At 71.0% G+C, this 24,387-nt stretch carries 28 protein-coding genes and 1 pseudogene; 10 read left to right on the top strand and 19 right to left on the bottom strand.

Annotated features, from left to right (window positions below; translation table 11 throughout):
* Positions 1 to 63: 63 nt before the first annotated feature.
* Positions 64 to 1,110, top strand: a complete 1,047-nt coding sequence (locus H0S67_RS01565) for a TolB family protein (protein ID WP_180935165.1) — start codon at positions 64 to 66, stop codon at positions 1,108 to 1,110.
* Positions 1,111 to 1,233: 123 nt separating this feature from the next.
* Positions 1,234 to 2,202 (top strand): PD40 domain-containing protein, encoded by a 969-nt coding sequence (locus H0S67_RS01560; RefSeq protein ID WP_180935164.1) that lies wholly within the window; start codon positions 1,234 to 1,236, stop codon positions 2,200 to 2,202.
* A gap of 34 nt (positions 2,203 to 2,236) precedes the next feature.
* Here H0S67_RS01560 and H0S67_RS01555 read toward each other — a convergent pair whose 3' ends face one another.
* Positions 2,237 to 3,190 carry a LysR family transcriptional regulator gene (locus H0S67_RS01555; protein WP_246355042.1) on the bottom strand — a complete coding sequence of 318 codons (954 nt, stop codon included), beginning with the start codon at positions 3,188 to 3,190 and terminating at the stop codon, positions 2,237 to 2,239.
* A gap of 53 nt (positions 3,191 to 3,243) precedes the next feature.
* Here H0S67_RS01555 and H0S67_RS01550 point away from each other — a divergent pair, with 53 nt between their 5' ends.
* The gene (locus tag H0S67_RS01550) at positions 3,244 to 4,185 is read left to right on the top strand and encodes a LysR family transcriptional regulator (protein WP_180935163.1); all 942 of its coding nucleotides are present in this window, start codon (positions 3,244 to 3,246) and stop codon (positions 4,183 to 4,185) included.
* On the opposite strand, the gene H0S67_RS01545 is transcribed toward H0S67_RS01550, so the two are convergent.
* The gene (locus tag H0S67_RS01545; RefSeq protein ID WP_281368940.1) at positions 4,140 to 5,402 is read right to left on the bottom strand and encodes a multidrug effflux MFS transporter; all 1,263 of its coding nucleotides are present in this window, start codon (positions 5,400 to 5,402) and stop codon (positions 4,140 to 4,142) included. The two genes, H0S67_RS01550 and H0S67_RS01545, sit on opposite strands and share 46 nt — an antisense overlap.
* Positions 5,403 to 5,548: 146 nt before the next feature.
* On the opposite strand from H0S67_RS01545, the gene H0S67_RS01540 reads away from it, so the two are divergent.
* From H0S67_RS01540 to H0S67_RS27730, 4 genes and pseudogenes are all read left to right on the top strand, one after another.
* Complete coding sequence (locus H0S67_RS01540; protein WP_219635431.1) at positions 5,549 to 6,481, top strand: MBL fold metallo-hydrolase; 933 nt, start codon at positions 5,549 to 5,551, stop codon at positions 6,479 to 6,481.
* A complete protein-coding gene (locus tag H0S67_RS01535; RefSeq protein WP_180935160.1) occupies positions 6,478 to 7,017 on the top strand; it encodes a cupin domain-containing protein in 540 nt (179 codons plus the stop codon). The genes H0S67_RS01540 and H0S67_RS01535 overlap by 4 nt, the downstream gene beginning before the upstream one ends.
* Positions 7,018 to 7,323: 306 nt before the next feature.
* Positions 7,324 to 8,607 (top strand): annotated as a pseudogene (locus H0S67_RS27735) (glycoside hydrolase family 3 N-terminal domain-containing protein); the annotation flags it as partial.
* Positions 8,608 to 8,710: 103 nt separating this feature from the next.
* The gene (locus H0S67_RS27730) at positions 8,711 to 9,628 is read left to right on the top strand and encodes a glycoside hydrolase family 3 C-terminal domain-containing protein (RefSeq protein ID WP_425489953.1); all 918 of its coding nucleotides are present in this window, start codon (positions 8,711 to 8,713) and stop codon (positions 9,626 to 9,628) included.
* Here H0S67_RS27730 and H0S67_RS01525 read toward each other — a convergent pair.
* Positions 9,606 to 9,905, bottom strand: coding sequence for a hypothetical protein (locus H0S67_RS01525; protein WP_180935158.1), 300 nt, complete (start codon positions 9,903 to 9,905; stop codon positions 9,606 to 9,608). The two genes, H0S67_RS27730 and H0S67_RS01525, sit on opposite strands and share 23 nt — an antisense overlap.
* Before the next feature lie 361 nt (positions 9,906 to 10,266).
* Between H0S67_RS01525 and H0S67_RS01520 the strand changes: the two genes are divergently transcribed.
* Entirely contained in the window at positions 10,267 to 10,422 is a 156-nt protein-coding gene (locus tag H0S67_RS01520; RefSeq protein ID WP_180935157.1) for a hypothetical protein, read from the top strand.
* Positions 10,423 to 10,516: 94 nt separating this feature from the next.
* Here H0S67_RS01520 and H0S67_RS01515 read toward each other — a convergent pair whose 3' ends face one another.
* The 7 genes from H0S67_RS01515 to H0S67_RS01490 all read right to left on the bottom strand — a co-directional run bounded on the left by H0S67_RS01515 (position 10,517) and on the right by H0S67_RS01490 (position 15,175).
* Complete coding sequence (locus tag H0S67_RS01515) at positions 10,517 to 10,804, bottom strand: hypothetical protein (RefSeq protein WP_180935156.1); 288 nt, start codon at positions 10,802 to 10,804, stop codon at positions 10,517 to 10,519.
* Positions 10,804 to 11,025, bottom strand: coding sequence for a TetR/AcrR family transcriptional regulator (locus H0S67_RS01510; RefSeq protein ID WP_180935155.1), 222 nt, complete (start codon positions 11,023 to 11,025; stop codon positions 10,804 to 10,806). The genes H0S67_RS01515 and H0S67_RS01510 overlap by 1 nt, the downstream gene beginning before the upstream one ends.
* The gene (locus H0S67_RS01505; RefSeq protein WP_180935154.1) at positions 11,022 to 11,456 is read right to left on the bottom strand and encodes an SRPBCC family protein; all 435 of its coding nucleotides are present in this window, start codon (positions 11,454 to 11,456) and stop codon (positions 11,022 to 11,024) included. Before H0S67_RS01505 ends, H0S67_RS01510 begins: the two co-directional genes overlap by 4 nt.
* A gap of 73 nt (positions 11,457 to 11,529) precedes the next feature.
* Entirely contained in the window at positions 11,530 to 14,121 is a 2,592-nt protein-coding gene (locus H0S67_RS01500) for a family 78 glycoside hydrolase catalytic domain (RefSeq protein ID WP_180935153.1), read from the bottom strand.
* An 88-nt stretch (positions 14,122 to 14,209) separates the two neighbouring features.
* Complete coding sequence (locus tag H0S67_RS01495; protein WP_180936677.1) at positions 14,210 to 14,644, bottom strand: nucleoside deaminase; 435 nt, start codon at positions 14,642 to 14,644, stop codon at positions 14,210 to 14,212.
* Between the two features lie 46 nt (positions 14,645 to 14,690).
* A complete protein-coding gene (locus H0S67_RS26350; protein ID WP_281368939.1) occupies positions 14,691 to 14,813 on the bottom strand; it encodes a hypothetical protein in 123 nt (40 codons plus the stop codon).
* Complete coding sequence (locus tag H0S67_RS01490) at positions 14,795 to 15,175, bottom strand: tRNA adenosine deaminase-associated protein (protein WP_246355041.1); 381 nt, start codon at positions 15,173 to 15,175, stop codon at positions 14,795 to 14,797. The genes H0S67_RS26350 and H0S67_RS01490 overlap by 19 nt, the downstream gene beginning before the upstream one ends.
* Positions 15,176 to 15,304: 129 nt before the next feature.
* Here H0S67_RS01490 and upp point away from each other — a divergent pair, with 129 nt between their 5' ends.
* Positions 15,305 to 15,946: a uracil phosphoribosyltransferase gene (gene upp / locus H0S67_RS01485; protein WP_180935152.1), complete on the top strand. Its 642-nt coding sequence runs from the start codon at positions 15,305 to 15,307 to the stop codon at positions 15,944 to 15,946.
* Between the two features lie 96 nt (positions 15,947 to 16,042).
* On the opposite strand, the gene H0S67_RS01480 is transcribed toward upp, so the two are convergent.
* From H0S67_RS01480 to H0S67_RS01445, 9 genes are all read right to left on the bottom strand, one after another.
* Positions 16,043 to 16,216 (bottom strand): hypothetical protein, encoded by a 174-nt coding sequence (locus tag H0S67_RS01480; protein WP_180935151.1) that lies wholly within the window; start codon positions 16,214 to 16,216, stop codon positions 16,043 to 16,045.
* A gap of 97 nt (positions 16,217 to 16,313) precedes the next feature.
* On the bottom strand, positions 16,314 to 17,732 hold the full coding sequence (locus tag H0S67_RS01475) for an NAD(P)(+) transhydrogenase (Re/Si-specific) subunit beta (RefSeq protein ID WP_219635659.1): 1,419 nt from the start codon (positions 17,730 to 17,732) through the stop codon (positions 16,314 to 16,316).
* On the bottom strand, positions 17,729 to 18,037 hold the full coding sequence (locus H0S67_RS01470) for an NAD(P) transhydrogenase subunit alpha part 2 (protein WP_180935149.1): 309 nt from the start codon (positions 18,035 to 18,037) through the stop codon (positions 17,729 to 17,731). The genes H0S67_RS01475 and H0S67_RS01470 overlap by 4 nt, the downstream gene beginning before the upstream one ends.
* Complete coding sequence (locus tag H0S67_RS24180) at positions 18,034 to 18,741, bottom strand: Rossmann-fold NAD(P)-binding domain-containing protein (RefSeq protein ID WP_246355040.1); 708 nt, start codon at positions 18,739 to 18,741, stop codon at positions 18,034 to 18,036. The genes H0S67_RS01470 and H0S67_RS24180 overlap by 4 nt, the downstream gene beginning before the upstream one ends.
* Positions 18,717 to 19,181: a Rossmann-fold NAD(P)-binding domain-containing protein gene (locus tag H0S67_RS24175; protein ID WP_246355039.1), complete on the bottom strand. Its 465-nt coding sequence runs from the start codon at positions 19,179 to 19,181 to the stop codon at positions 18,717 to 18,719. The genes H0S67_RS24180 and H0S67_RS24175 overlap by 25 nt, the downstream gene beginning before the upstream one ends.
* Before the next feature lie 70 nt (positions 19,182 to 19,251).
* Positions 19,252 to 19,821 (bottom strand): RNA 2',3'-cyclic phosphodiesterase, encoded by a 570-nt coding sequence (gene thpR, locus H0S67_RS01460; RefSeq protein WP_246355312.1) that lies wholly within the window; start codon positions 19,819 to 19,821, stop codon positions 19,252 to 19,254.
* 37 nt (positions 19,822 to 19,858) lie between these two features.
* The gene (locus tag H0S67_RS01455; RefSeq protein ID WP_180935147.1) at positions 19,859 to 20,758 is read right to left on the bottom strand and encodes a sugar ABC transporter permease; all 900 of its coding nucleotides are present in this window, start codon (positions 20,756 to 20,758) and stop codon (positions 19,859 to 19,861) included.
* Positions 20,758 to 21,786, bottom strand: a complete 1,029-nt coding sequence (locus tag H0S67_RS01450) for a carbohydrate ABC transporter permease (RefSeq protein ID WP_219635430.1) — start codon at positions 21,784 to 21,786, stop codon at positions 20,758 to 20,760. The genes H0S67_RS01455 and H0S67_RS01450 overlap by 1 nt, the downstream gene beginning before the upstream one ends.
* Positions 21,787 to 21,907: 121 nt before the next feature.
* Entirely contained in the window at positions 21,908 to 23,218 is a 1,311-nt protein-coding gene (locus tag H0S67_RS01445; protein ID WP_180935146.1) for an extracellular solute-binding protein, read from the bottom strand.
* Between the two features lie 103 nt (positions 23,219 to 23,321).
* Here H0S67_RS01445 and H0S67_RS01440 point away from each other — a divergent pair, with 103 nt between their 5' ends.
* On the top strand, positions 23,322 to 24,338 hold the full coding sequence (locus H0S67_RS01440) for a LacI family DNA-binding transcriptional regulator (protein WP_246355038.1): 1,017 nt from the start codon (positions 23,322 to 23,324) through the stop codon (positions 24,336 to 24,338).
* The last annotated feature ends 49 nt before the right edge of the window (positions 24,339 to 24,387 follow it).

Here is a 24,387-nt window from a genome sequence, read left to right as displayed (position 1 = left end):
CCCGAGGTAAACCAGCCAGAGCACTCGTTGCTGTGTCTAGGTGACCACTCCTGAGGTGACGGGATGGCGGGGGTCGGTCCTTCCGCCCAAAGCACAGTCGAGGGGAATCCCATGAACAGATCCATGGCCCTGTTGACGGCGGTCCTCACTGGATCAACCGTCCTGCTGGCCGCAGCACCGGCCCAGGCCACGGCCCACGGGAAGGACGGACGAATCGCGTTCCGCCGCTACTACAACGCCGACCACACCCGTGGCGACATCTTCACGATCAGTCCTGACGGCACCGCCGAACGGCAGCTGACCCACTCCAGACGCACCCGGCTGGCCACCGAACCGGACTGGTCGCCTGGTGGCCGCTGGATCGAGTACCAGGTGGCCCGGCACGGGGACCTGGACAACTCCCGTCTGTACAAGCTCCGCCCCGACGGCACCCATCGGACCTTCATCGACGAGTCGTGCAACGCGCCCTGCCGGTCGGACGGGTTCGCACAGTGGTCGCCAGGCGGGCAGCGGATCGCGTTCCAGCGCGAATCCGGACCGGCAGACGATCCGACCGCGCTTGTCGCCGTGTACGTCATGCGGGCCGACGGGACCCACGTCCGTCAGGTCACCCAGCGGGGCGCCGACCCGAACGTTGATCACCGCTTCCAGGACAGGGGGCCCACCTGGTCGCCCACGGCCAAGCGTCTGGCCATCGAACGCCAGAACAACAGCACCGGCCTCCACGCCATCTGGACTGTCCGTCTGGACGGCACACGTCTACGGAGGATCACTCCCTGGCGGTTGGACGCCGCGCAACCGGACTGGTCACCCGATGGCCGGTGGATCCTGATGCGGTCCCAGGAGGAGTCCGATGATTCGGGGAACGTGTGGCTGGTGCACCCCGACGGGACCGATCTGCACCGGGTGACGCACACCGCCGCTGGAGCGGGCAAGTGGGGCTCGGGTTCGTTCTCTCCGAGCGGTCACGAAATCGTTGCCTCCCATTCCCCCGGGGTCGGTGCCGCTGGCAACGCCGACGTCTTCGTCATGAGGCTCGACGGCAGCCACAGGCGGAACGTCACCACCTCAGGGGCTTTTGAGAGCGCGCCCGACTGGGGACCCCGTTGACGACAGGTGCGGGGTTGGCCGAGATGCCCGGCATCGCCGGCCAGCACGAAGAGACAGGGGACACAGATGACCACTTCAACAGCCCACAGGATCCGTTGGTACGCGGCTCGGCATCGCCGCGCGATGTATGGCCTCGCCATCACCGGAGCGGTGCTGCTGAGCCTGACAACTGGCACGCCATCTGCGTCTGCGAAGCCGTCAGGTTCCAACGGTGAGATCACCTTCTTCCAGACAACCATGGCTGATCGCGGGCCGGCCTCGGTCTATACGGTCAACCCCGACGGCACCCACCAACAGCTGGTGCACCAGTCTGCGGACCTCCCGCATTGGTCGCCCGACGGGACGCAGATCGCGATGGAGTGCAACGGCAGCACCTGCGGCACCGCATCTGCTCTCATAGTCGATGTGGACACCGGGAGTTCCCGACTCCTTCCGAGCAGCGACCCCGCACTCGGTCTCGGCTGCTTGACGTGGTCCCCGGACGGGTCTCGGCTTCTGTGCGGCACCCTGGACGAAGCCGACCCGAGCCGCAACGGGATGTACACGGTCCGGGCCGCGGACGGCGGTGACCTGACCCGGGTGACGGACTTCGGCCAAACCCCGGGGGACTTCTCCCCGGACGGCACGAAGATCTCGTTCGTCGGGAACGACCCGAACGGCGATCTGCGCCTCTACGTCGCGAACGTCGGCGGCGGGAACCCCACGCCCATCACGCCCGTGGGGCTGGCTCTCGTCGATGACTACGGCGGCAGCTGGTCCCCCACAGGGAACCAGATCGTTTTTGTCGCTCGCCCCACCGCGGACAGCCGTCGGGCCCTCTGGGTGGTCAACGCCGACGGAACAGGGCTCCGTCAGCTTCCCGTCCCGGACTGCGGGGGACTCCTCGGCGCACCGGCATCGAAGTCCATCGCTTGCGACGCACCTTCATGGTCCCCCGATGGAACCAAGATCGCGTTCTCACGCTTCAGCGCGAAGACACACGTGAAGAACATCTACACCGTCAACTCCGACGGCACCGGCCTCTTCCAGGTCACAAGGACCGGATTCCAGGACTTCGCCCCGGACTGGGGGACACACGCCCTCGCGCACTAGATGCAGGATCCGCGGGCCGTTCCAGAGTCCTCACTCAGCCAGGTGCGAGCATGCCGCCGACCTCCTCGAGCCGGTCGAAGAACCACCGGTGCGCGGGGTCGGAGAGCCGGTCGCCTGCGAACCAGTAGCCCTCGGCGAGCACCACCTCGTCGAACGGCGGCTCCACCTGCACCAGCGGCCCAGCGCCGCGGACGTGGATGCGGGCGAGCATCTCGGGCACCATCGCGACCAGGTCGGTCCCGGCGATGACGAACGGCAGCGGCAGGAAGCCGGAGACCTGGAGCGCCACCCGGCGGTCGATGCCGACCTCGCCGAAGGCCCGGTCCGCCGGCGTCAGCACCCCGGGACCGAAGCTGGGGACGGCGTGCGGCAGCCGGGCGAGGTCCTCGAGCGTGAGCACGCCGTCGCGCAGCCGTGAGTTGCCGCGGTCGGCCAGGATCACCATCCGGTCGCGCCACAGCGGCCGCGACTCCCCCGGGAAGCCGAAGCCCAGGGGCGCGATCAGCACGTCGTGGTCGAGCAGCACCCGCTCGGAGGAGCGCGCGTCGGGGCCGAGGTTCTCGATGGTCAGGCGCACCCCCGGTGCGGCCTCGCGGACCAGCCGCACCAGCGGCTCGTGGACCACGGCCAACGCGTAGTCGCTCATCGCCATCCGGAACGACCGTTGGCTGGTCTCCGGGTCGAACTCGTCCTCGAGGTGCAGCGCCCGCCCGAGGAGGCGTACGGCGTGCTGCACCTCGGGCAGCAGGTCCCGGGCGAACGGCGTGATCTCGTAGTCGCGCCCGGCCCGGACCAGGAGCTCGTCGTCGAAGCGCCGGCGCAGCTTCGCGAGGGCCGCGCTCATCGCCGGCTGGCTCAGCTCGAGGCGCTGCCCGGCACGGGTCACGTTGCCCTCCTCGAGGAGGACCTTGAGGAAGAGCAGGAGGTTGAGGTCGGTGCCGCCGAGCGTCATCCGCACCCCTCCCTGCGGCTCTTTCGCCGCGCTCATGTGTCGACCGTCACTCTGCCACTAGAGTTGCCCCGCACGGCTGAGGAGGCACGGTGAGGGAACGACTGCGCGCGGTCGACGCCAACCTGCTGCTCGCGCTGCACGCGCTCCTCGAGGAGCGCAACCTCACCCGCGCCGGCGAGCGGATGTCGATGAGCCAGCCCGCGATGAGCGGCGCGCTGACCCGGCTCCGCAAGCACTTCGACGACGAGCTCCTCGTCCGGGTGGGCCGCGGCTTCGAGCTCTCGCCGCTGGCTGAGCGGCTGCGCCCGGAGGTCGAGGAGGCCGTCGAGGCGGCCGAGGCACTGCTGGGCAACCAGCGGGAGTTCGACCCGGAGTCGAGCAACCGGCGCTTCACGGTGAGCATGTCCGAGTACGCCATGACCGTCCTGGCCGAGCCGCTGACCCGGCTGCTGGCCGAGCAGGCCCCCGGCTGCAGCATCGCGCTGGACGCCGTCGACGTCGCCCCCACGCACTTCGAGACCCAGCTGATGCGCCGCGACCTCATCATCGGCCCGCTCGGCTTCGACTTCCCGGGCCGCCGTCAGCCGGTGTTCACCGACCACCTGGTCTGCGTGGTGGCCCGCGGCAACCCGCGCGTCGTCGACGGGCACCTCGGCCTCGACGACCTGCGGGAGATGCCGCACGCCGTGGCGGCGTTCGGTGCGGCCGGCGACCGCAAGCGGCCGCTCGAGGTGGTCCTCGAGCAGAGCGGTCTCGTCGACCGCTCGGTGATGGTGCAGGTCACCAGCCTGCTCACGCTGCCGTTCGCGGTCAGCGGCACCGAGATGTGCGCGTTCGTCCCGGCCCGGCTGGCCCGCCGCTGCCTCGACGTGCTCGGCCTCGAGATCGCAGCGACCAACCTCGAAGCCGTCCAGATCACCGAGGCCGCGCACTGGCACGTGCGCCGCGAGAACGAGCCCGCGGTCGTGTGGCTGCGCCGGCTGCTCTACGACGTCGCCGTCTCGGTCGAGGACGAGCTCAGCGCGGTCTGAGCGCCCGGTTCCACATCTCGTCGGCCGACCCGGCTCGCGGCGAAGCCGAGCACGGACGCCGCGGCCATGACCAGCGCCGGCACCAGCGCTGACTCCTCACCGCCGAGGCCGACCAGCGGCGAGACGGCCGCCCCCAGGGCGAACTGGCTGAACCCCAGGATCGCCGAGCCAGTCCCCGCCACCGCGCGCACCTGGCTCATCGCCATGGCGGCGGCGTTGCCCATGATCCCACCGTTGCACACGACGGCCACGAAGATCGCCACCGCGAAGGTCCACGGCGGCGCCTGGGTCGCGGCGAGGGCGACGTACGCGAGGGTGGCCAGGACCTGCGCGGAGATGCAGGCCCGGACCAGGACCATCGGGGCGACCCGGTCGACCAGCCGGGCGGCCACGCTGCCGGCCGTGATCAGCCCGATCGCGTTGACCCCGAAGGCGATTCCGTAGCCGACCGCCGACAGGCCGAGCACCCCCTGGTAGACGAACGGTGAGGCGGAGATGTAGGCCATCATCACCGCGAACGACAGCGCGAAGACCCCGACCGGCGGCCAGTAGCCCGGCGTGCGCAGCACGGTCCGCAGTCCCTCGGCGTACGACGTGTCGTCGTGCGCGCGGACCTGGATGGGGCGCGTCTCGGGCACCACGAGCAGCACGCCGAGGAGCATCAGGGTGCAGAGCCCGGCGACCGTCCAGAGCATCCCGCGCCAGCCGACCGGCCCGGCGAGGACGCCGCCGACGAGCGGAGCGAGCACCGGTGCCACGCCGCCGACGGTCAGCATCAGCGTGAACGCCTTCGCGGCGGCCCGACCGGTGACCAGGTCCGCGATCACCGCCCGCCCGATCACCATGCCGCCGGCGCCCGCGAAGCCCTGCACCAGGCGGGCCGCGGCCAGCACCGGCAGGGACGGGGCGACCGCACAGGCCACCGCGGCGAGGACGCAGACGACCGCGCTGACCACCAGCGGGCGGCGCCGGCCGTACCGGTCCGACAGCGGTCCCATGACGAGCTGCCCGAGGGCGAGCCCGACGAGGAACGTGGTCAGGGTCAGCTGGACCTCGCTCGCCCCCACGCCGAGGTCGGACCCGAGCTCGGGAAGCCCGGCAGGTAGAGGTCGGTGGCGACCGGGGCCACGGCGGCCAGCGAGGCGAGGACGACGAGCAGGGGCCAGCGGACGTGGCTCGCGCGGGATGATCCGACGGTTTGGCGCGAGGGCTGGCACGCGGCCAGTCAAACAGCGGCCGACCGCGCCCGGAACGAGCGATGCGGCGATGCCAACGATCGGTGCTGGCGATGGTCGAAAAGGTTGTCCCGGCGCGGCCGGTGCGGCTGACTGGGTGGCAGCAATCGCATCAGGAGGAGGGTCACGTGACCTGGGATGACGGCACCCCGTACGTCGAGGAGCTCGCCGCCGGCGTGCACGCCTACGTGCAGCCGGACGGCGGCTGGATGGTCAACAACTGCGGCGTGGTCGTGGACGGTGCCGGCACGGCCGTGCTGGTCGACACGACGTCCACCGAGCGCCGCAACCGTGCGGTGCTCGCCGAGGTCGCGAAGGTCTCGACCGGAGCACCCCGCGCGCTGGTCAACACCCACCACCACCCCGACCACACCTACGGCAACGGCTTCCTGCCGGCCGAGACGCTCGTGATCGGCCACGACAAGTGCCGCGAGATGGTGCTCACCGCGGGCCTGGAGGCCACCCGGGTCATCACGGCCCCCGACTACGGCGACCTCACGCTGCGCCCGCCGGAGATCACCTTCCCCGACCGGATGACCCTCCACCTCGCCGACTTCCCGGTCGAGCTGCACCACGTGGGCGGCCCGGCCCACACCACCAACGACGTGCTCGTGTGGCTGCCCGAGCAGAAGGTGCTCTTCAGCGGCGACCTGGCCTTCAACGGCGGCCAGCCGTTCGTGCTCGAGGGCTCCATCTCGGGCTTCCGCCGGGCGGTCGCTCAGATGCAGGAGCTCGAGCCCGAGGTGCTCGCCCCCGGCCACGGCCCGGTGTGCCGGGGCGACGACGTGGCGCGCCTGCTCGCCGACATGGATGCCTACCTGGCGTACGTCGAGGACGTCGCTGCCGCGTCGTACGCCGCCGGCCTGTCGCCGCTCGAGGCCGCGCAGAAGAACCGCGACAACCCGTACAGCACCTGGGCGGAGACCGAGCGCTTCGTCGGCAACCTGCACCGGGCCTACTCCGAGCTGGCGGGCAACCCGATCGACACCCGGCTCACCGTCCCGTCGGTCTGGCCGGACATGGTGACCTTCCACGGCGGCCCGATCGCGTGCCACGCATGAGCACCCCCGCGGTGCCGCGTCGCGTCGTCACCGGCCACACACCCGACGGCGTCTCCGTGGTGCTCTCCGACGGGCCGGTGCCGGTGAGCAGGGACCTGCCCGACGACGGTGTCTCCTTCCACGAGGTCTGGTGCACCGAGGGCGCCCCCGCCACGATCACCGCCGTCGAGGACGACCCGACGCGACGCGAGCTGGCCGTGCCCCCACCGGTGCGGGGCACGAAGATCCGGGTCAACGAGTTCCGCCCCGGCCACCTCGACGAGCGCGGTCTCCAGTCGCCGGTGCACCGCACCGCGACGATCGACTACGGCATCGTCCTCGAGGGCGAGATCACCCTCGTCCTCGACGACTCGGAGGTGACGCTGCGGGCGGGCGACGTCGTCGTCCAGCGCGGCACCGACCACGCCTGGGCGAACCGCGGCGAGACCACGGCCCGCGTCGTCTTCGTGCTCGTCGACGGCGAGTTCCGGCCCGACCTCGCAGCCACCCTCCCCGGCGGCCTCGCCGGCCTCATGCAGGCTGGACCACGAGACTGACCCTTGTCCTCGCGCCGCGCGCGGGTGAAGGATCGGCCTGCCTGCTCGGCGCTGGCACACCCCCGGGACCTGGTAGGCGTCCACCGGCGATCGCCGGCGCGACTCGGGCAACGCGGAGGTATCTCGGTGAAACGCATCCTCAGCACGACCACGATCGCCACCTCGGCCATCCTGGCCACTCTCGTCGGCGGCAGCGTCGTCGCCGCCACGACGGTCAGCCAGTCCAGCGACGAACAGGCGTTGGCGCCGGCCAGAACACCTGCGAGCAGGAGCATCGAGCAGAAGGTCGATGTGCTGCTGGCGAAGATGACCACGAAGGAGAAGCTCGAGCAGGTCCAGCTGCTCTCGGACGGCCAGATCAACGACGCCGAGGCCAAGAACGGCGTCGGCGGCGTCTTCAGCCTCACCGACCCGGCGCAGATCAACCACTATCAGCACGTCGCCGTGGACGACTCCCGGCTGCACATCCCGATCCTGTTCGCCTACGACACGATCCACGGCTACCGGACCATCTTCCCGGTGCCGCTCGGGACCGCGAGCTCGTTCGACCCCGACGTCGCGAAGTCCGACGCCACGATCGGTGCCCGCGAGTCGGCCACCGTCGGCCTGAAGCAGATCTACAGCCCCATGGTCGACGTCTCGCACGAGCCCCGCTGGGGCCGCATCGTCGAGGGCGCCGGCGAGGACCCCTACCTCGGCTCCGTGATGGGAGCCGCCCGCGTCAAGGGCGCCCAGGGCGACAGCTACAGCGACCGCGACAAGGTGGTGTCGAGCGTCAAGCACTACGTCGCCTACGGCCAGCCCGAGGGCGGCCGCGACTACAACACCACCGACATGTCCGAGGCGCGGCTGCGCAACATGTACCTGCCGCCGTTCAAGGCGGCGATCGATGCCGGCGCCGACACGGTGATGTGCTCGTTCAACTCGCTCAACGGCGTCCCGGGGTGCGCGAACAAGTACACCGAGACCCAGATCCTCAAGAAGCAGTGGGGCTTCGACGGGTTCGTCGAGAGCGACTACACGGCGGTCTCCGAGACCCGCGCCTGCCCGCCGAGGACCCCCGACGAGGGGCCCTGCGGCCACGGCACCGCCGCGGACGGCCCGCAGGCAGGCGCCAACGCGCTGATGGCCGGCACCGACTCCGAGATGGTCAGCACCAACATCCGTGACTACGGCCAGCAGCTGCTCCAGCAGCACCGGATCACCATGTCCCGGCTGGACGACGCGGTGCGCCGGATCCTCCGGGTGAAGTACCGCGCCGGCCTGTTCGCCCACCCGTACGTCAACCAGGCCAAGGCCACCGACCCGGCGAGCTTCCTCACCGCCGACGACCGGAAGGCCGCCCGCAAGGCCGCCGGTGAGTCGATGGTGCTGCTCAAGAACAGCAGCAGCACGCTGCCGCTCGACAAGTCCAAGAAGACCGCCGTCATCGGGCCGCTCGGCGACAGCAAGCACGACATGCTCGGTCCCTGGTGGGGCCGCGGCCAGGACTCCGACGCGGTCAGCCTTTACGACGGCATCAAGGCCGTGGATCCGTCCGCGACGTACACACCGGGCTGCACGATGAGCCACGCCGAGCCTCCGGAGGCCGCGACCGCCGACGACTGCAGCACGACGACCGGCTTCGCCGACGCCGTGTGCCGCGGCCCAGAGCGCGGACCAGATCGTGCTCGCCCTCGGCGAGACACGGGAGATGAGCGCCGAGGCGGAGGCACGCTCGACGATCGACCTGCCGGGCAAGCAGCAGGAACTGCTCGACGCGGTGAAGCAGGCCGTCCCCGACAAGCCCATCGCGGTGGTGCTGTTCAACGGGCGACCGCTGACCCTGTCGAAGGTCGACGAGACGGCACCGGCGATCCTCGAGGCGTGGTTCCCCGGCGTCGAGGCCGGCAACGCGGTGGCGGACGTGGTCTTCGGCGACGTGAACCCCAGCGGCAAGCTGCCGGTCACGTTCCCGCGGACGCTCGGCCAGGTCCCGATCTACTACAACCACGAGCCCACGGGTCGGCCCTGCGACGCGACCCAGAAGTACAACTCGCGCTACCGGGACCTCAACTCCTGCGACCCGCTGTACGAGTTCGGCTACGGGTTGAGCTACACCACGTTCTCGGTGTCCGACTTCTCCATCGACCAGTCGCGCATCGGTCCCGACGGCAAGGTGCACGCGACGATGACGGTCACCAACACCGGCTCCCGGGCCGGCACGGACGTCGCGCAGCTCTACCTCCACGACCCGGTCGCGAGCATCTCGCAGCCGGTACGACGGCTCCGCGGCTTCGAACGGGTGACCCTCGACCCCGGGCAGTCCCGGACGATCCACTTCACCGTGGACCGGACCGACTTCGGGTTCTACGACAACCGGGGCAAGTTCGTCGTGGAGCGGGGACGATCGAGCTGTACGCCGGTGACTCGTCGAAGGCGTCGCTGCGCCAGACGTTCACCGTCACGCGCTGACCGTCCGGCCTCGCAGCCACGTAGCGACCACGGACCCGGCCACCTCAGGCCGGGTCCGTGGTGCTGCCGGGACCGGGGCAAGTGGTCATCGAGTGACCCGATCAGGGCATGTCGGGGCGCGCGTGCCCGCCGGCTCAATCCGCGAGAGCCTCGATGACGTCCTTGCGGTGGGTGAGCGGGATCCGATTGCCCTCGAGCTCGATGCGGGAGCCGGTGGTGGTCTCGATGAGCTCCAGGACCCGGACGTTCACCCGATGGTGGACCTTGACCTGAAGGGTCTCCCGGGGCACCCGGAAGACGATCGGCCCGGCCGCGCTGTGGCGCGTGGCGGCGCCGAAGCCGCAGACGTGCGTGGCGGTCACGCCGACCAGCATCTTGCTCGGGAGCCCGCTGGCCGCGTCGTGGGCGTGCGCGCCGGCGAGCGAGCCGCCCACCGTACCCACCGAGTCGGCCACCCCCCGCCGAGCCGGCGAGGCTGTCGCCCACGAGGCCCCCGGCGAACATGCTCCCGGTGTGCCCGCGGCGGCATGAACTGCCCAGCCGCGGCCACCTCCTCGGGTACGCCGCTCTCGCGCAGCGCGGTCTCGATGATCGCGATCATCTCGTCTCGGCCATGACCTCTCCCTCCGACGGGCACCCTGCCCTCCGGCCATGCTGCTTCCCCCGGGCGCCGGCCGCCATCGCCGACGAGGGGATCGTCCAACCGAGCGGACCGGGATGGGTGGCGATGATTCGGGCGCCTGAACCGAGTCGGTACTGGTGTCGTGACAACAGATGAGAGAGGAGGTGGGAACGATGAACACCGAACGGCACGCCTGGTGGTCCAACCGGGTCGTGGAGCTGGCCGAGCGGCGCACGCCCCCGGTCTGCGGCTGCGGCCAGGACCTCGACACCTGCACCCGCACCCACTGCCCTCGGTGCGGCACCTCGCTCACCCGGCACGCCGCCTGACCGGTCAGCGAGCCCCCGCGCCACCGACCTCGGCGGACAGCAGGAGCAGCCGGTTGAGCAGGTCCGCGGCCCGGGCGACCTCCTCGCGCTCCCGTCACCAGCAGGTCGAGGAGCAGGCCCCGCGCGGCCCCGAGGGCGAGGCGCGCATGGGTCCCGGCCTGCTCCTCGGCAACCCGATCGCCCGGCAGAGCTCGGTCACCGACGGGAGCCAGGCCGCGATCAGCTCCTCGCGCAGGCCCGCGGCGTGCTCCCTGCCCTGCATGGCGTGCGCCGCGAGCTCGAAGAAGAGCGGGCCGTAGCGCAGCGTCGCCTCGACCGTCTCCTCCCAGTACCTCGCGCCCGCCTCCAGCGGCGGCAGGTCCGCGTCGTACGCCGCGGTCATCAGCGCGCGCGCTGGCGAGCCTCGACCTCACGGGTGACCTCGGCGAGCAGCCCCTCGCGCGACCCGAAGTGGTAGATCAGCATCCGGTGGCTGGTGCCGACCGCCTCGGCGATGCCACGCAGGCTGGTGTCCCCGATGCCGTGGCGCCCGAAGTGGTCGATCGCGGCGTCGAGCAGTCGTGCGCGTGGCGACGTGCCCGCAGCCGTGACCGACCGGCTCACGCAGCCGGCTTGCCGGTGACGCGGCTGTCCAGGCTCGCGGCCTCGAGCTCGATGTAGCGCTGGGTCAGCCCCCGCCACACCCGGGCGGCGAGCGCGCCCATCGGTCCGGTCTGCTCGATGCTGAGCGTGACCCGGGAGCCGTCGCCGTCGGGCACGACCTCGTGGCGCGCGATCGTCCGCATGCCCGGTCCGGTGGCCTCCCAGGTGAAGCTGCGGCCGTCCACGACCTCGGTCACCTCCCACTCCGCCCTGGGGAGCTTCGGCTGGCGGACCCGGGCCCGCGAGCCCACTCGGAACGGCCCCTCGTCGAGGCGTTCGACGTCGTCGATCGTCGGGGTCCACTCGGGCCAGCGGACGACGTCGAAGAGCACCTCCGCGACCGGCTGGGTCGGTGCGTCGATGTGTCTGGTTGTCTCGAATAGCGTGCTCATGTACCAAACGGTACAACCGTGGGCGGGGGCCGCCCATCCCCAGATCGAGCCATTTCGCCGTCGGGCGCGGTGGTCAGGCAGCCCGGCTCCGCAGCTCGTGCTCGCCCGGGCCGGCGGAGGTCGTCGTACCGTCCGGCAGCACCACCTCGGCCGAGCAACCCGGCGGCACGACGAGGTCCAGCACGAGCTCGTCGCCCTCGAGCCGCCACGCGACCGAGATCCGACCGTGCGGCGAGTCGTGATGGGTGCGCGCCCAGGTCAGCCCACCGCCGGGCCGGGGGGCGACCCGGAAGGCGCGCCAAGTCGGCGAGGTGCGCTGGAGGCCACACGTGTAGCGGTGCAGGAACGAGATCACCGCACCCTTGGAGTAGTGGTTGAGCGACTCGTGCGGGACGCCGTCGGCGTCGATGCCGTCCCACAGCTCCCAGACCGTGGTGGCGCCCCGGTCGATCATCGTCAGCCAGGACGGCGATGTGTCCTGCAGCAACAGCTCGTAGGCCAGGTCGAGGTGGCCGTGGTCGGCCAGCACCGGCAGCAGGTCGGGGGTGGCGAGGAAGCCGGTGCCGACGTGCTGGCCCGAGTCGCGGACCAGCTCCGCGAGGTCGTCGCCCGAGCGCTGCCGCAGCTCGTCGGGGACGAGCCCGAATCGCAGCGCCCGCACCAAGTTGGCCTGGGTCCGAGGCGTGATGCGACCGTCGTCGTCGATGAACTCGGTCCGCCACGCCTCGACGACCGACCGCGACAGCTCGTCGTACCGGTCGGCGGCGACCTTGTCGTCGAGCACACGCGCGATCTCGGCGGCGTGGCGCGTCGACCACGCGTAGAACGCGGTCGCGACCTCGGCCTTGTCGGCCGCGATGAACGCCGGGAAGTCGGTGGGCGTGCCACCCGGCTCGAGCCACTCACCCCAGTGGAAGCCGGTGTCCCACACGTACCGGTCGTGGGGGCGCGGCTGCGGGTGGCGGGCGATGCGGTCGGGGTGCCGGTCGTTGGTCGCCATCCGTTCCATGCGGTCCAGCCAGCGCACCATCGCCGGCCAGAGCTCGGCGAGCACGTCGCTGTCGCCGTACTCGCAGAAGAGCTCCCACGGCACCAGCAGCACGGCGTCGCCCCAGCCCGCCGAGCCGTTCACCTGCTCGAGGAAGCCCGTGCGCTCGGCCTTCGGGATCGGCGCCATGTTGTTGAGGGTGCCGTCCTCCCACTGGGTGGCGACAAGGTCGCGCAGCCACTTGAGCGAGAAGCCGGCGACGTCGTAGAGGTACGCCGCGGTCGGGACGTAGAGCTGCCAGTCACCGGTCCAGCCGGCGCGCTCGCGGGTGGGGCAGTCGGTGGGGATGTCGCAGGCATTGCCGCGAAAGCTCCACACCGCCGCCCGGTGGAGGCGGTTGAGCCGGTCGTCCGAGCACCGGAAGTCGCCCCGCTCCTCGAGGTCGGTGTGCACGACGACGCCGGTCACGGAGGCGGCGGGGATCGCCGGGAGATCGCCCTCGATGCGCACGTAGCGGAACCCGTGGGTGGTGAAGCGGGGCTCGAAGACGTCGCCCTCGACCCCGGCGGAGACGACCCGGTCGACCTGGCCGGCGTTGAGATCGGGCAGGAACGGCAGGTTGGGCACCAGGTGGTCCATGGTGACGTCGCCGTCCGCGCCGAGAGCCTCTCCGTGGGTCAGCGTGAGCTCGGTGCCGGCCGGCCCGAGGGAGGTGAGCCGCACGTGGCCGTTGATGTTCTGGCCGAGGTCGACCACGTGCACGCCCGGCCGCAGCACGGCCACCGAGACCGGGCGCAGCTCCTCGACCGCGCGCACCGGCGGGGCCGGCGACGAGGTGAGTGCGTCGTGACCGATGTCGGCGACGACGACAGGCCGCCAGCCCGTCCCGTCGACCAGCCGGCGGTCCTCCACCTGCCCGTCGATGAGGTCGGCGGCCAGGACGTGCGAGGTCGTCCACCGCCAGTCCGGTCCGGTGCCGTGCACCGACGTCGTCCCGTCCTCGTGCTCGACAACGAGCTGGGCGAGGTACGCCGTGCGCTCACCCCACTGGTCACTGGCCCGGGGCGCGCCGACCTTGCCCCGGAACCAGCCGTCGGCGAGCAGGGCCTCGACAACGTGCCTGCCCGGGGTCACCAGGTCGGTGACGTCGTGGACCCCCACGATCGTGTGCACGTCGTACTCGGTGTAGCCGGGCGCCAGCTGCTCATCGCCGATGCGGACCCCGTCGATCGAGGTCTCGTGCAGGCCATGGGCCGTGACGTGGAGACGGACACTGCGGACCGGGGCGTCGACCACGACCTCGCCGCGGAGGCGGTAGGCCGGCCGGTGGCCCGCGGGCGGCACCTCGTCCTCGGCCGGGCGGACCCAGTCGGCGGTCCAGTCCTCGGGGTCGAGCAGCCCGGCCTCGAGCGTCGTCTCCTCCGACCAGCCGAGGTCGCCCCGGTCGGTCCAGACCCGCACGCGGACGGTACGCCGCTCGCGCGAGCGCAGCGGCCGGCCCGGCCACGGGACCAGCACGTTGTCGGCCGAGTCCACCCGGCCGGTGGTGGTGCCGTCGTCGAGCTCGAGCTCGTACGCCTTCTGCTCCGCGACCCCCGCCGGCAGGGTCCAGGACAGCCGGGGTCGGCGGTCGCCGAGGCCCAAGGTCTCGTCGAGGTGCTCCACTCTCACGCGCATGCCGCCAGCCTCGGGCACCCCGGTGGCGGGCACCAATCACCAGCGCCGACGACAGGTATCGGCCGGGCCGATACGGGTGGCGGGCCCGTCAGGACCGCTGGGCGGCGAAGAACTCGTCGAGCAGCTTTGTCGACTCCTCCGCGAGCACCCCGCTCACGACCTCGGGCCGGTGGTTGAGGCGCCGGTCGCGGACCACGTCCCACAGGCTGCCGACCGCGCCGGCCTTCTCGTCGAACGCGCCGAAGACGACCCGCTCCACCCGCGCCAGCACCGCCGCACCCGCGCACATGGTGCAGGGCTCGAGGGTGACGACCAGCGTGCAGCCCGCGAGCCGCCACTCCCCGCGGGCCCGGGCGGCCTCTCGCAGCGCCACCACCTCGGCGTGGCCGGTGGGGTCGGCGTCGGCCTCGCGCACGTTGCGCCCGCGACCGACCACGGTCCCGGCCGGGTCCAGGACCACCGCCCCGATCGGCACGTCGCCGGTGGCCAGGGCGGCCCGTGCCTCCGCGAGCGCGGCGAGCATGGGCTCACGCCACGCGGCGTACGACGGAGGCATGCGGCGGGGAGGCTCAGGCGTTGGCGAGGCCGACGGCGTCGTCGAAGAGCTGGCCGAAGCCCAGCCGGCGCGCGACCTCGGAGAGCATCTCGTCGGGGTAGAGCTCGAAGTCGTCGATCAGCACCGCCAGGTCCATGGCGTGCATGCCGAGGTCACGAGGAGGTCGAGGTCGCCGGCCGGCACCTGGTCGTCCTCCTCCTCGACGTCGGGCAGCGCCAGGAAGTCGACCACCGAGCGGGCGAGCTCCCACTCGTCGGCGGCCGTGATGTCGGAGAGCAGCACGCGGGTGCTGGCGCCGGCGACGCGCACGACGATGAAGAAGTCCTCGTCCACGGCCACCATGCCGACCGCCCCGCCGTCGCCGGGGAAGCGGCGCAGCGCGTGCGCCAGGGTGTCGAGGTCCACGAGCACGTCGTGGGCGAGCTCCTGCACCTGCCAGACGCCCTCCTCGCGGTAGGCGGCGAGGGCGAAGTCGACTCCGTCGATCTGGTCGGCCATGTCGTTCCTCCGATCTAGCCGTCATCCTGCGAGCAGAGACCAGCCTGACAGACGACACGGAAGCGGCCAACCCCCTTTCGACCCATATCGGCGTGTCCCGTTGCGTAGGCCTCCACTAGGGTTTTCGCCATGCGCACCCACGTCGTCGACCACCCGCTCGTCGCCCACAAGCTCACCGTCCTGCGCGACGAGACCACGGACTCCCCGACGTTCCGCCGTCTCGCCGACGAGCTGGTGACGCTGCTGGCCTACGAGGCGACGCGCGACGTGCGGGTCGAGGACGTCGACATCGTCACCCCGGTCTCCCCCACCACGGGTGTCCGCCTGGCCACCCCCAAGCCGCTCGTGGTGCCGATCCTGCGCGCGGGCCTGGGCATGCTCGACGGGATGATGCGGCTGCTGCCGACCGCCGAGGTCGGCTTCCTGGGCATGGTGCGCAACGAGGAGACGCTGGAGGCCTCGACGTACGCCGAGCGGCTGCCCGAGGACCTCTCCGGCCGCCAGTGCTACGTGCTCGACCCGATGCTGGCCACCGGCGGCACGCTCGCCGCGGCGATCAAGTTCCTCACCGACCGGGGCGCCGACCACATCACCGCGATCTGCCTGCTCGCCGCACCCGAGGGCTGCGAGCGGCTCGAGAAGGACCTCACCGGGCTCGACGTGCCGGTGACCGTCGTGACCGCCGCGCTCGACGAGAAGCTCAACGAGAAGGGCTACATCGTCCCCGGTCTCGGCGACGCCGGCGACCGGCTGTACGGCGTCGCGGGCTGACCGCCCGGCGCCTGCCTGCCCCAGCGGTGAGCTGGCCACCGTTCCGGCCACTCATTCGGTGGCTGATCCACCGCCGCCCGGCGCCAGCCGGGCGGACTAGCCCGGGAAGATCTGGACGGTGCCGGTGGCGATCAGCACCAGCAGGACCAGCACGAGGATGCCGAGGACTGCGTACGTCCACTCCTTGCTGACCCGGCTCTCGTCGGACTCCGGCGCGTCGTAGCGGTGTCCGTCCGGGCGCCCCAGGCGGCTCTCGTTCTCGTCAGCCATGCCCGTTCAACGACGCGGGCGCCGAATGGTCACCAACTGCATGTCCCGGCGCCGAAAACTTGCCGTTTGGTCACCAACCGTGGGTCCGCGACCCGGCTCAGAGCGCCTTGACCGCGTTCAGCAGCTTGCCGAGCGACTCCTTGGCGTCGCCGAAGAGCAGCGTGGTCTTGGGGTCGAAGAGCAGCTCGTTCTCGATGCCGGCGAAGCCGGGCCGCATCGACCGCTTCATGAAGACGACCTGCTTGGCCTCGTCGGCGTTGAGGATCGGCATGCCGTAGATCGGGGCGCCCGGCGTGGTCTTGGCGGCGGGGTTGACCACGTCGTTGGCGCCGACGACCAGCACCACGTCGGTGTTCTTGAACTCCCCGTTGATGTGGTCCATCTCGACGAGCTGCTCGTAGGGCACCTGGGCCTCGGCGAGCAGGACGTTCATGTGGCCCGGCATCCGGCCGGCGACCGGGTGGATCGCGTAGTCGACCTTGGTGCCACGCTCGCCGAGCACGTCGACGAGCTCGCGCAGGGTGTGCTGGGCCTGGGCCACGGCCAGCCCGTAGCCGGGCACGATGATCACGCGGTCGGCGTACCCCAGCAGGATCGCGACGTCCTCGGGCCCGGCGGAGCGCACCGGCCGGTCCGAGGCCACGCCGGCGCCCAGCGTCGAGCCGCCCTTGAGGGCGCCGAAGAGGATGTTGGCGACCGACCGGCCCATCGCCCGCGCCATCAGCAGGGTGAGGAACGTGCCGGAGGCCCCGACCAGGGTGCCGCCCACCAGCAGCAGCGTGTTGGACAGGACGTAGCCGCCGGCCGCCACGGTCAGGCCGGTGAACGCGTTGAGCAGCGAGATCACGATCGGTACGTCGGCGCCGCCGACGGGCAGCACCAGGAGCACGCCGAAGAGCAGCCCGACCAGGCACAGCCCGATGCCGATCCCGATGGACGCGCTGGTCACGGTGAGGACCGACAGCACGATGCCGCCCAGCAGCAGCCCGCCGAACGCCACCGGCAGCCCCGGGAAGACCACCGGGCGCGAGGTCATCAGCTCCTGCAGCTTGGCGAAGGTGATGAGCGAGCCGGCGAACGACACCGACCCGACGAAGATCGTGAACGCCGTGGCCGCGTAGACGAACCAGCCGTAGGCGTCGACCTGAGGTCCGCCCAGCGCGTCGAGGGCGGCCTGGACGTCGAGCATGTGGTTGAGCTCGAGCAGGGCGACCAGCGCGGCCGCGCCGCCGCCGACCCCGTTGAAGAGCGCCACCATCTGCGGCATCTGGGTCATCTGGACCTTGCGGGCGCCGAACACGCCGCCGGCGGTGCCGACCGCGATCGCGCCGAGGATCAGCGGCACGTGCTCGAGGTGGTCGACGTAGATGAACGGCAGCGCGCAGCCGACGACGGCCGCGGCCGCCCCGATCAGGTTGCCCCGACGCGCGGTCTTCGGGCCGGAGAGCCCCTTGAGCGCGAGGATGAAGCCGACCGCGCAGATCAGGTATACGACCTGGACCCAGGTAGGCATCAGCGCGCCCCCTCCTTCTCGGACGCGGGCTTCTTGCGCACGAACATCTGCAGCATCCGGTCGGTCACCACGAAGCCGCCGACCATGTTCACGGTCGCCAGCACGATCGCCACCAGTCCGACGACGAGCGCGACGGTGGAGTGCGTGGACCCGGTCACGAGGATCGCGCCGAGCAGGATGATCCCGTGGATGGCGTTCGCGCCGGACATCAGCGGTGTGTGCAGCGTCGAGGAGACCTTGGAGATCACCTCGATGCCCACGAACACGCTGAGCACGAAGATCGTCAGCCAGACGACACCCTCGTTCATACCTGCTCTCCTTCGATCGCCTCGCGGGTCGGCTCGTGGCGGATGGCACCGTCGTGGGTCACGCAGGAGCCGGCCACGATCTCGTCCTCGAAGTCGGGCGCGAACGCCGCCGCGCCCTCCTCCTCGGAGGTCTGCGTCATCAGGGTGACGATATTGACGATGTTCTGGGCGTAGAGCTTGGAGGCCGGCCCGGGCATCTGGCTGGGCACGTTGCGCCCGCCCCACACCTGGGCGTTGCCGATCCGGACCACCTCGCCCGCCTCGGAGCCCTCGACGTTGCCGCCCGTCTCGGCGGCGAGGTCGACGACGACCGACCCCGGGCTCATCTGCTCGACCATCGCGCGGGTCACCAGCATCGGCGCCTGCCGCCCCGGCACCGCCGCGGTGGTGATCAGCGCGTCGGCGGCGGCGATGTACGGCGTGAGCATCTCGCGCTGCCGGGCGGCCCGGTCCTCGGTCATCTCCCGCGCGTAGCCACCGGCGCCCTCGAGGGTCTCCAGCTCGAGGTCGATCGCCTGGGCGCCCATCGAGCGGATCTCCTCGGCGGCCGCCGCCCGCACGTCGTACGCCTTGACGACGGCACCGAGCCGCTTGGCGGTGGCGATGGCCTGCAGCCCGGCGACGCCGGCGCCGAGCACCACCACCTCGGCAGGCGGCACGGTGCCGGCGGCGGTCATGTTCAGGGGGAAGAAGCGGCGCAGCATGCCCGCGGCGACGATCGCGCGCAGCGGTAGCCCGCCACCAGCGCCTGCGAGGACAGCGCGTCCATCGACTGGGCGCGGGAGATGCGCGGCACCAGCTCCATGGCGAACGCCGTGACGCCGCAGTCGCGCAGGTCGGAGACCACCGCGCGCTCCTGCATGGTGGGCAGAAACGAGATCGTCGCGGTGCCGCGCGGGAGTCGCCGGATCACGTCGGTGGCGAGCGGTTGGACCGACACCACGAGGTCCGCGCCCTCGAGGGCGGCGGCGTCGACGCTCGCGCCCGCGGCCACGTAGTCCTCGTCGCTGAGCAGTGCGTGCGTGCCCGCGCCGGGCTCGACCACCACGTCGTAGCCCAGTCCGGTCAGCTTGCCGACCAGCTCGGGCACCATCGCCACCCGGGCCTCGCCGTCCCGGGTCTCCCTCGCCACTGCGATCTTCACCCGTCGCAACCTAGGGCAGAAACCGCATGGCGAACAGGCATCTCACGTTCTCGGCGTGGTGATCGATGCCTCAGCGGTTCCCTCTGGACAGCTCGAGCTCCTCCACCACCTCGTAGCGCGGTCGCCCGCGCGGACCCTCGCCGAGGTACGACGCCACCAGGCTGATCCGGTCGGCGGTCCAGCTGGGGCCGGAGTAGCTGTCGAGCAGGCGGACCCAGCTGGTGACCTCGGCAGGGTGCCCGAGCCGGGCGAGCGTCAGGTGCGGCCGGAAGCGCTGGCCGTCGACGGCGATCCCGGTCCGTGAGGCGGCCGCGCGGGCCCCGGTGGCCAGCCGGTCGATCTCGGTGCGTGCGGTCTCGGTCAGGTCGAGGCCGGCCCACAGGACCCGCGCCCGGCCGACGTTCGGGAAGGCGCCGCCGCCGGCGATCCGTGCCTCGAACGCCGTACGCCGGGCGGCCGCGCGCGCCAGCCGCTCGACCAGCTCGTCGAGCCGCCGGTCCTCGACGGAGGCGAGGAAGGCCAGCGTGAGGTGCAGCTGCCCCGGGCCGGCCCACCGGAAGGGCGCCGCCTCCCGGCGCGGCTCCAGGAACCCCTCGAGGTGGTCGACGACCTCCTCGGGGGGCACCAGGGCCACGAACATCCGCACGCCCACCACCGTAGGCAGCCCGCGGTCGGGCTCAGCCCTTCGTGCCGCCCGCGGTGAGGCCGCCCACCAGGTGCCGCTGGGCGAAGAAGAACACCACGCCCGCGGGGATCGTGATCAGCACGGCGCCGGCCGTCAGGAGGTCCCACTGCGGGTTGTAGCGCGGCACGAACTGCTGGAGCCCGGCACCGAGCGTGAGGTTCTTGTCGGTCTGGAGGAAGGCGATCGCGTAGGCGACCTCGCCCCAGGCGGTGAGGAACGTGTAGAACGCCGTCACCGCCAGCCCCGGGCGCGCCAGCGGCAGGATCACCCGCCAGAAGGTCCCGAACGGCCCGAGCCCGTCCAGCGAGGCGGCCTCGTCGAGCTCCCTGGGGATGGTGTCGAAGTAGCCCCGCATCATCCAGGCGCAGAACGGCACCGCCACCGTGCAGTAGGCGATCACCAGCGAGGCCTTGGTGTCGATCAGGTTGAGCTTCGCCATGATCGTGTAGATCGGCACGATCAGGATCGCGACCGGGAACATCTGGGTCAGCAGGAAGACCCACATCAGTCCCCGCTTGCCGGGGAAGTTGAACCGGCTGAGTGCGTAGCCCGCGGTCGCCGACATCGAGATGCCGATCAGCATCGTGAAGGCGGCCACGACGACCGAGTTGAGGAACCAGCGGGGGAAGCTGGTGTCGAACAGGACGTGCCGGTAGTTGTCCAGCGACGGATGGTTGAACAGCTCGATGTGCGTGCTCTGGATGGCGTACGCCGGCTTGAGCGAGCTGAGCAGCACCCAGATCACGGGGAACAGCGCGATGAGCACGGCCACCAGGAGGGTGCCGTGGAGCAGCACGGAGGCCAGCACGCTGCGCTCGCGTCGCTGCTTCGGCGGGCGGTCGCTGGTGAGGTCGGCGACGACCTCGTTGCCGGGGATCGTGGAGATCGCCATCAGAACACCTCTCCCTGCTTGCGCAGCGCGCGCCGGTAGAACGATGCGTAGACCATCAGCAGCGACAGGATCAGCACGCCGTAGGTCGCCGCGAGCGAGTAGTTGCGGACGCCCTCGAACGCCGCCCGGAAGGCGCCGGTCACCAGGATCTCGGTCTGGCCCGCGGGCTGGCCGCCGGTCACGAAGTAGATGATCGGGAACATGTTGAAGGTCCAGATGGTGCCGAGCAGGATCACCGTCGAGCTGACCGGGCGCAGGCCCGGCAGGGTGATGTTGCGGAACTGCTGCCAGGGCGAGGCGCCGTCGATCGAGGCGGCCTCGTAGAGGTCCTGGTTGATTGACTGCAGGCCGCCGAGCAGCGCGACCATCATGAAGGGGACGCCCAGCCACACATTGGTGACGACGGCGGCGAACATGGCGGTCCAGCGGTGGTTGAACCACTCGACGCCGTTCAGGCCGACGTGCTCGAGCATCGAGTTGATCAGGCCGAACTTCGGGTTGAACAGGAACTTCCACGAGAAGGCGCTGACGAACGCCGGCACCGCCCAGGGGACGATCAGCAGCACCCGGTAGAGACTTCGGCCCCGGAACCTGCGGTTGAGCAGGATGGCGAGCCCCAGCCCGATCGTGAAGTGGAAGAAGACGCAGGCGATCGTCCACACGATCGTGTTCTCGAACTGCAGCCAGAAGCGCCCGCGCTCACCGGACAGGACGTCGGTGTAGTTCTTCAGCCCGACGAACTTCGCCTTGTCGGGGTTCGGCTTGCACTCCGTGCCACCGCCGAGGGTCTTGGTGCAGATCGTGTCGCGCTGGTTCGACTCGTTGAGGTCGGTGAAGGACTGGTAGATGCCCTGCACGAGCGGGGCGAGCACCAGCGCGCCGAGCACGACGACCGTGGGCAGCACCATCGCCCACGCGTACCAGTGGCGGTCGAAGCTGCGACGCAGGCGGCCCGGCTCCCGGGTCGGCGGGCGGGGGGCGTCCGGGTCGGACGGGGCGGGTGCGGGGGTGACGTCGGTGGCGGACATCGGGCCTCCAGGAACTGCCGGGACTACCGGGGGTGAGACGGGGGGACGCGTCGTACGACGCGCGGGTGCGCCGCCCGTGGAGCCACGGCTCGGGGCCGGGCTCCACGGACGGCGCGGTGGATCACTCGGAGGCGTAGTCCGGGACCACGTCGCTCTTGTACTGCTGAGCGGTCTCGTCGAGCGCCTTCTTCGGGTCCTCGCCCTGGACCATGACCTTGGTGGCCATCTCGTCGAGCGGGCCGAAGAACAGGCCGCCCTCGGGGATCCACGGACGCGGCTTGGCGACCTGGAGCGCGGACTTCCACGCGGCGACCTTCGCGTTGTCCTTCAGCAGGTCGTAGGAGTCGGAGTTGCCGGGCAGCAGGCCCAGCTTGTCGGCGACGAACGCCTCGGACTGGGCCGAGCTCATGAACTTCACGAACGCGATCGCGGCGTCGGCCTTGGACTGGTCCATGCCGGAGTAGATGACGTAGTTGTGGCCACCCACCGGGGCACCCTGACCGGCAGAGCCGCCGGGGACCGGAGCAACGCCGAGGTTGTCGAAGCCACCGAAGTTCGGGTCGGCGGAGATGTTCGCGACCTCCCAGGGACCGTTGATGATCATGCCGACCTTGCCGGCCTTGAACAGCGTCATCATCGTGCCGTAGGAGTCGCTGGCGTCGGGCTTGGCGGCCACGCCGCTCTTCACCATGTCCTGGGCGGTCTGGATGCCCTTCACGTTCGCGTCGGAGTTGACCACGATCTTCTTGGCGTCGGTGTCGACCATGTCGCCGCCCTCGCCGTACATGAACGGCAGCATGAAGTAGCCCGCGGCGTTCAGGTAGATGCCGTCGACGCCGGCCTTCTGCTTGATCAGCTTGGCGTCAGCGGCGACCTCGTCCCACGTGGTGGGGGCGGAGTCGATGCCGGCCTTGGCGAAGATCTTCTTGTTGTACATCAGGCCGAGGGTGTCGGTGACCTGCGGGACGCCGTAGGTCTTGCCCTCGTACTGGTCGCTGGACAGCGGCGTCGGGAGGAAGTTGTTGTCCTCGAGCAGCGGGGTGCCGTCGAGGGCGTAGAGGTAGCCCAGCGAGGCGAACTCGGGGACCCAGGCGACCTCGGCCCGCAGGATGTCCGGGGCGCCCGAGCCCGACTCAGCTGCGGTCTTGAACTTGTTCTGCGCCTGGTCGAAGGGGACCGACTGGTAGTTGATCTTGACGTTCGGGTACTCCGCGTTGAACTTCTTGATCAGCGCCTTGAACGCCGGCGCCTCGTTCGTCGGGTCCGAGGTGTCCCACCAGGTCAGGTCGGCCTTGAGGCTGGCCGGGTCGGCGCTGGCGTCGGACTTGGGGGACGAGTTGGCGGACGACTTCTCGCTGTCCGAACCGCCGCAGGCGGCGAGGACGAGGGCGAGCGCGGCGGTGCCGGCGAGAGCAGGCAGGGTGCGGCGCATGGGTGCTCCTTGGGTGTGTGATGCGGGCCACGGGAGGTTAGCAACGTTCTTGCAAGAAATGAAAGTCCTTGCAAGAACGCCGTCGAGGCGGTTACATACGCAGGTGGCAACCCTGGCCGACATCGCCGCCGAGGCGGGCGTGAGCGAAGCGACGGTCAGTCGCGTCCTGAACGACAAGACGGGCGTGAGCGAGACCGCGCGCCAGTCGGTCCTGGTCGCCCTCGACCTGCTCGGCTACGAGCGTCCGACCCGGCTGCGCCGCCGCAGCTCCGGCCTGGTCGGCGTCGTGGTCCCCGAGCTCGAGAACCCGATCTTCCCGGCGTTCGCCCAGGTCATCGACGACGCGCTCTCCAGCCGTCGCTACACCCCGGTGCTGTGCACGCAGTCGCCCGGCGGCATCTCCGAGGACGAGTACGTCGAGTCGCTGCTGGACCACGGGGTGGCCGGCATCCTCTTCGTCTCCGGCCGCCACGCCGACCGGGCCGCCGACCACGAGCGCTACCGGGCCCTGATCGCGCGCGGCCTGCCGGTGGTGTTCGTCAACGGTTTCGCCCCCGACCTCGACGCGCCGTTCCTCTCCACCGACGACCACGAGGCGATGACGCAGGCCGTCTCCCACCTCGTCCAGCTCGGCCACACCCGGATCGGCCTCGCCAACGGTCCCAGCCGCTACGTGCCCGCGCTGCGCAAGCGCGAGGGGTTCGTCGCGGCCATGGAGCGCTCGCTGGGCCTGCCTGCCTCGGAGTCGGGGGGGTGGATCGAGGAGGCGCTCTACACCCTCGAGGGGGGCGCGGCGGCGACCCGCAAGCTGCTCGACCGCGGCGCGACCGCCGTGGTGTGCGGCTCGGACCCGATGGCGCTCGGCGCCGTCCGCGCCGTGCGCGAGGCCGGCCTCCGGGTGCCGGAGGACGTGTCGGTGATCGGCTTCGACGACTCGAGGCTGACGCAGTTCTTCGACCCGCCGCTCACGACCGTGCGGCAGCCGGTGCAGACCATGGGGCTGGCCGCCGTGGCGGCGCTGGCCGACGCGATCGAGGGAGAGCCCAGCCCCTCGCACGAGTACCTCTTCCGGCCCGAGCTGGTGCTCCGCTCCTCCACCGGGCGCGCGCCAACTCGTTGAGTTGGGCCTGATTCGGCCACGAGTTGGGCCTCGTTCGGTCGCCTGCGCC

It is taken from the genome of Nocardioides ungokensis (assembly GCF_013466985.1).
Classification (GTDB): Bacteria; Actinomycetota; Actinomycetes; order Propionibacteriales; family Nocardioidaceae; genus Nocardioides; species Nocardioides ungokensis.
Note: the sequence above shows the minus strand (reverse complement) of the source record. Positions and strands in the feature narration are given on the sequence as shown.

Coding starts and splice junctions, on each gene's coding strand:
- H0S67_RS01470 (WP_180935149.1), bottom strand. CDS start 18,037: ATGAACGAGGGTGTCGTCTGGCTGACGATCTTCGTGCTCAGCGTGTTC.
- H0S67_RS01515 (WP_180935156.1), bottom strand. CDS start 10,804: ATGACCGCGGCGTACGACGCGGACCTGCCGCCGCTGGAGGCGGGCGCG.
- H0S67_RS01505 (WP_180935154.1), bottom strand. CDS start 11,456: ATGAGCACGCTATTCGAGACAACCAGACACATCGACGCACCGACCCAG.
- H0S67_RS01490 (WP_246355041.1), bottom strand. CDS start 15,175: ATGGCCGACCAGATCGACGGAGTCGACTTCGCCCTCGCCGCCTACCGC.
- H0S67_RS01445 (WP_180935146.1), bottom strand. CDS start 23,218: ATGCGCCGCACCCTGCCTGCTCTCGCCGGCACCGCCGCGCTCGCCCTC.
- H0S67_RS24180 (WP_246355040.1), bottom strand. CDS start 18,741: ATGCTGCGCCGCTTCTTCCCCCTGAACATGACCGCCGCCGGCACCGTG.
- H0S67_RS01480 (WP_180935151.1), bottom strand. CDS start 16,216: ATGGCTGACGAGAACGAGAGCCGCCTGGGGCGCCCGGACGGACACCGC.
- H0S67_RS01520 (WP_180935157.1), top strand. CDS start 10,267: ATGAACACCGAACGGCACGCCTGGTGGTCCAACCGGGTCGTGGAGCTG.
- H0S67_RS01500 (WP_180935153.1), bottom strand. CDS start 14,121: ATGCGCGTGAGAGTGGAGCACCTCGACGAGACCTTGGGCCTCGGCGAC.
- H0S67_RS27730 (WP_425489953.1), top strand. CDS start 8,711: ATGAGCGCCGAGGCGGAGGCACGCTCGACGATCGACCTGCCGGGCAAG.
- H0S67_RS01495 (WP_180936677.1), bottom strand. CDS start 14,644: ATGCTCGCCGCGCTCGCGGAGGCACGGGCCGCCCTGGCCACCGGCGAC.
- H0S67_RS01560 (WP_180935164.1), top strand. CDS start 1,234: ATGTATGGCCTCGCCATCACCGGAGCGGTGCTGCTGAGCCTGACAACT.
- upp (WP_180935152.1), top strand. CDS start 15,305: ATGCGCACCCACGTCGTCGACCACCCGCTCGTCGCCCACAAGCTCACC.
- H0S67_RS01565 (WP_180935165.1), top strand. CDS start 64: ATGGCGGGGGTCGGTCCTTCCGCCCAAAGCACAGTCGAGGGGAATCCC.
- H0S67_RS01450 (WP_219635430.1), bottom strand. CDS start 21,786: ATGTCCGCCACCGACGTCACCCCCGCACCCGCCCCGTCCGACCCGGAC.
- thpR (WP_246355312.1), bottom strand. CDS start 19,821: ATGTTCGTGGCCCTGGTGCCCCCCGAGGAGGTCGTCGACCACCTCGAG.
- H0S67_RS26350 (WP_281368939.1), bottom strand. CDS start 14,813: ATGGACCTGGCGGTGCTGATCGACGACTTCGAGCTCTACCCCGACGAG.
- H0S67_RS01535 (WP_180935160.1), top strand. CDS start 6,478: ATGAGCACCCCCGCGGTGCCGCGTCGCGTCGTCACCGGCCACACACCC.
- H0S67_RS01455 (WP_180935147.1), bottom strand. CDS start 20,758: ATGGCGATCTCCACGATCCCCGGCAACGAGGTCGTCGCCGACCTCACC.
- H0S67_RS01555 (WP_246355042.1), bottom strand. CDS start 3,190: ATGAGCGCGGCGAAAGAGCCGCAGGGAGGGGTGCGGATGACGCTCGGC.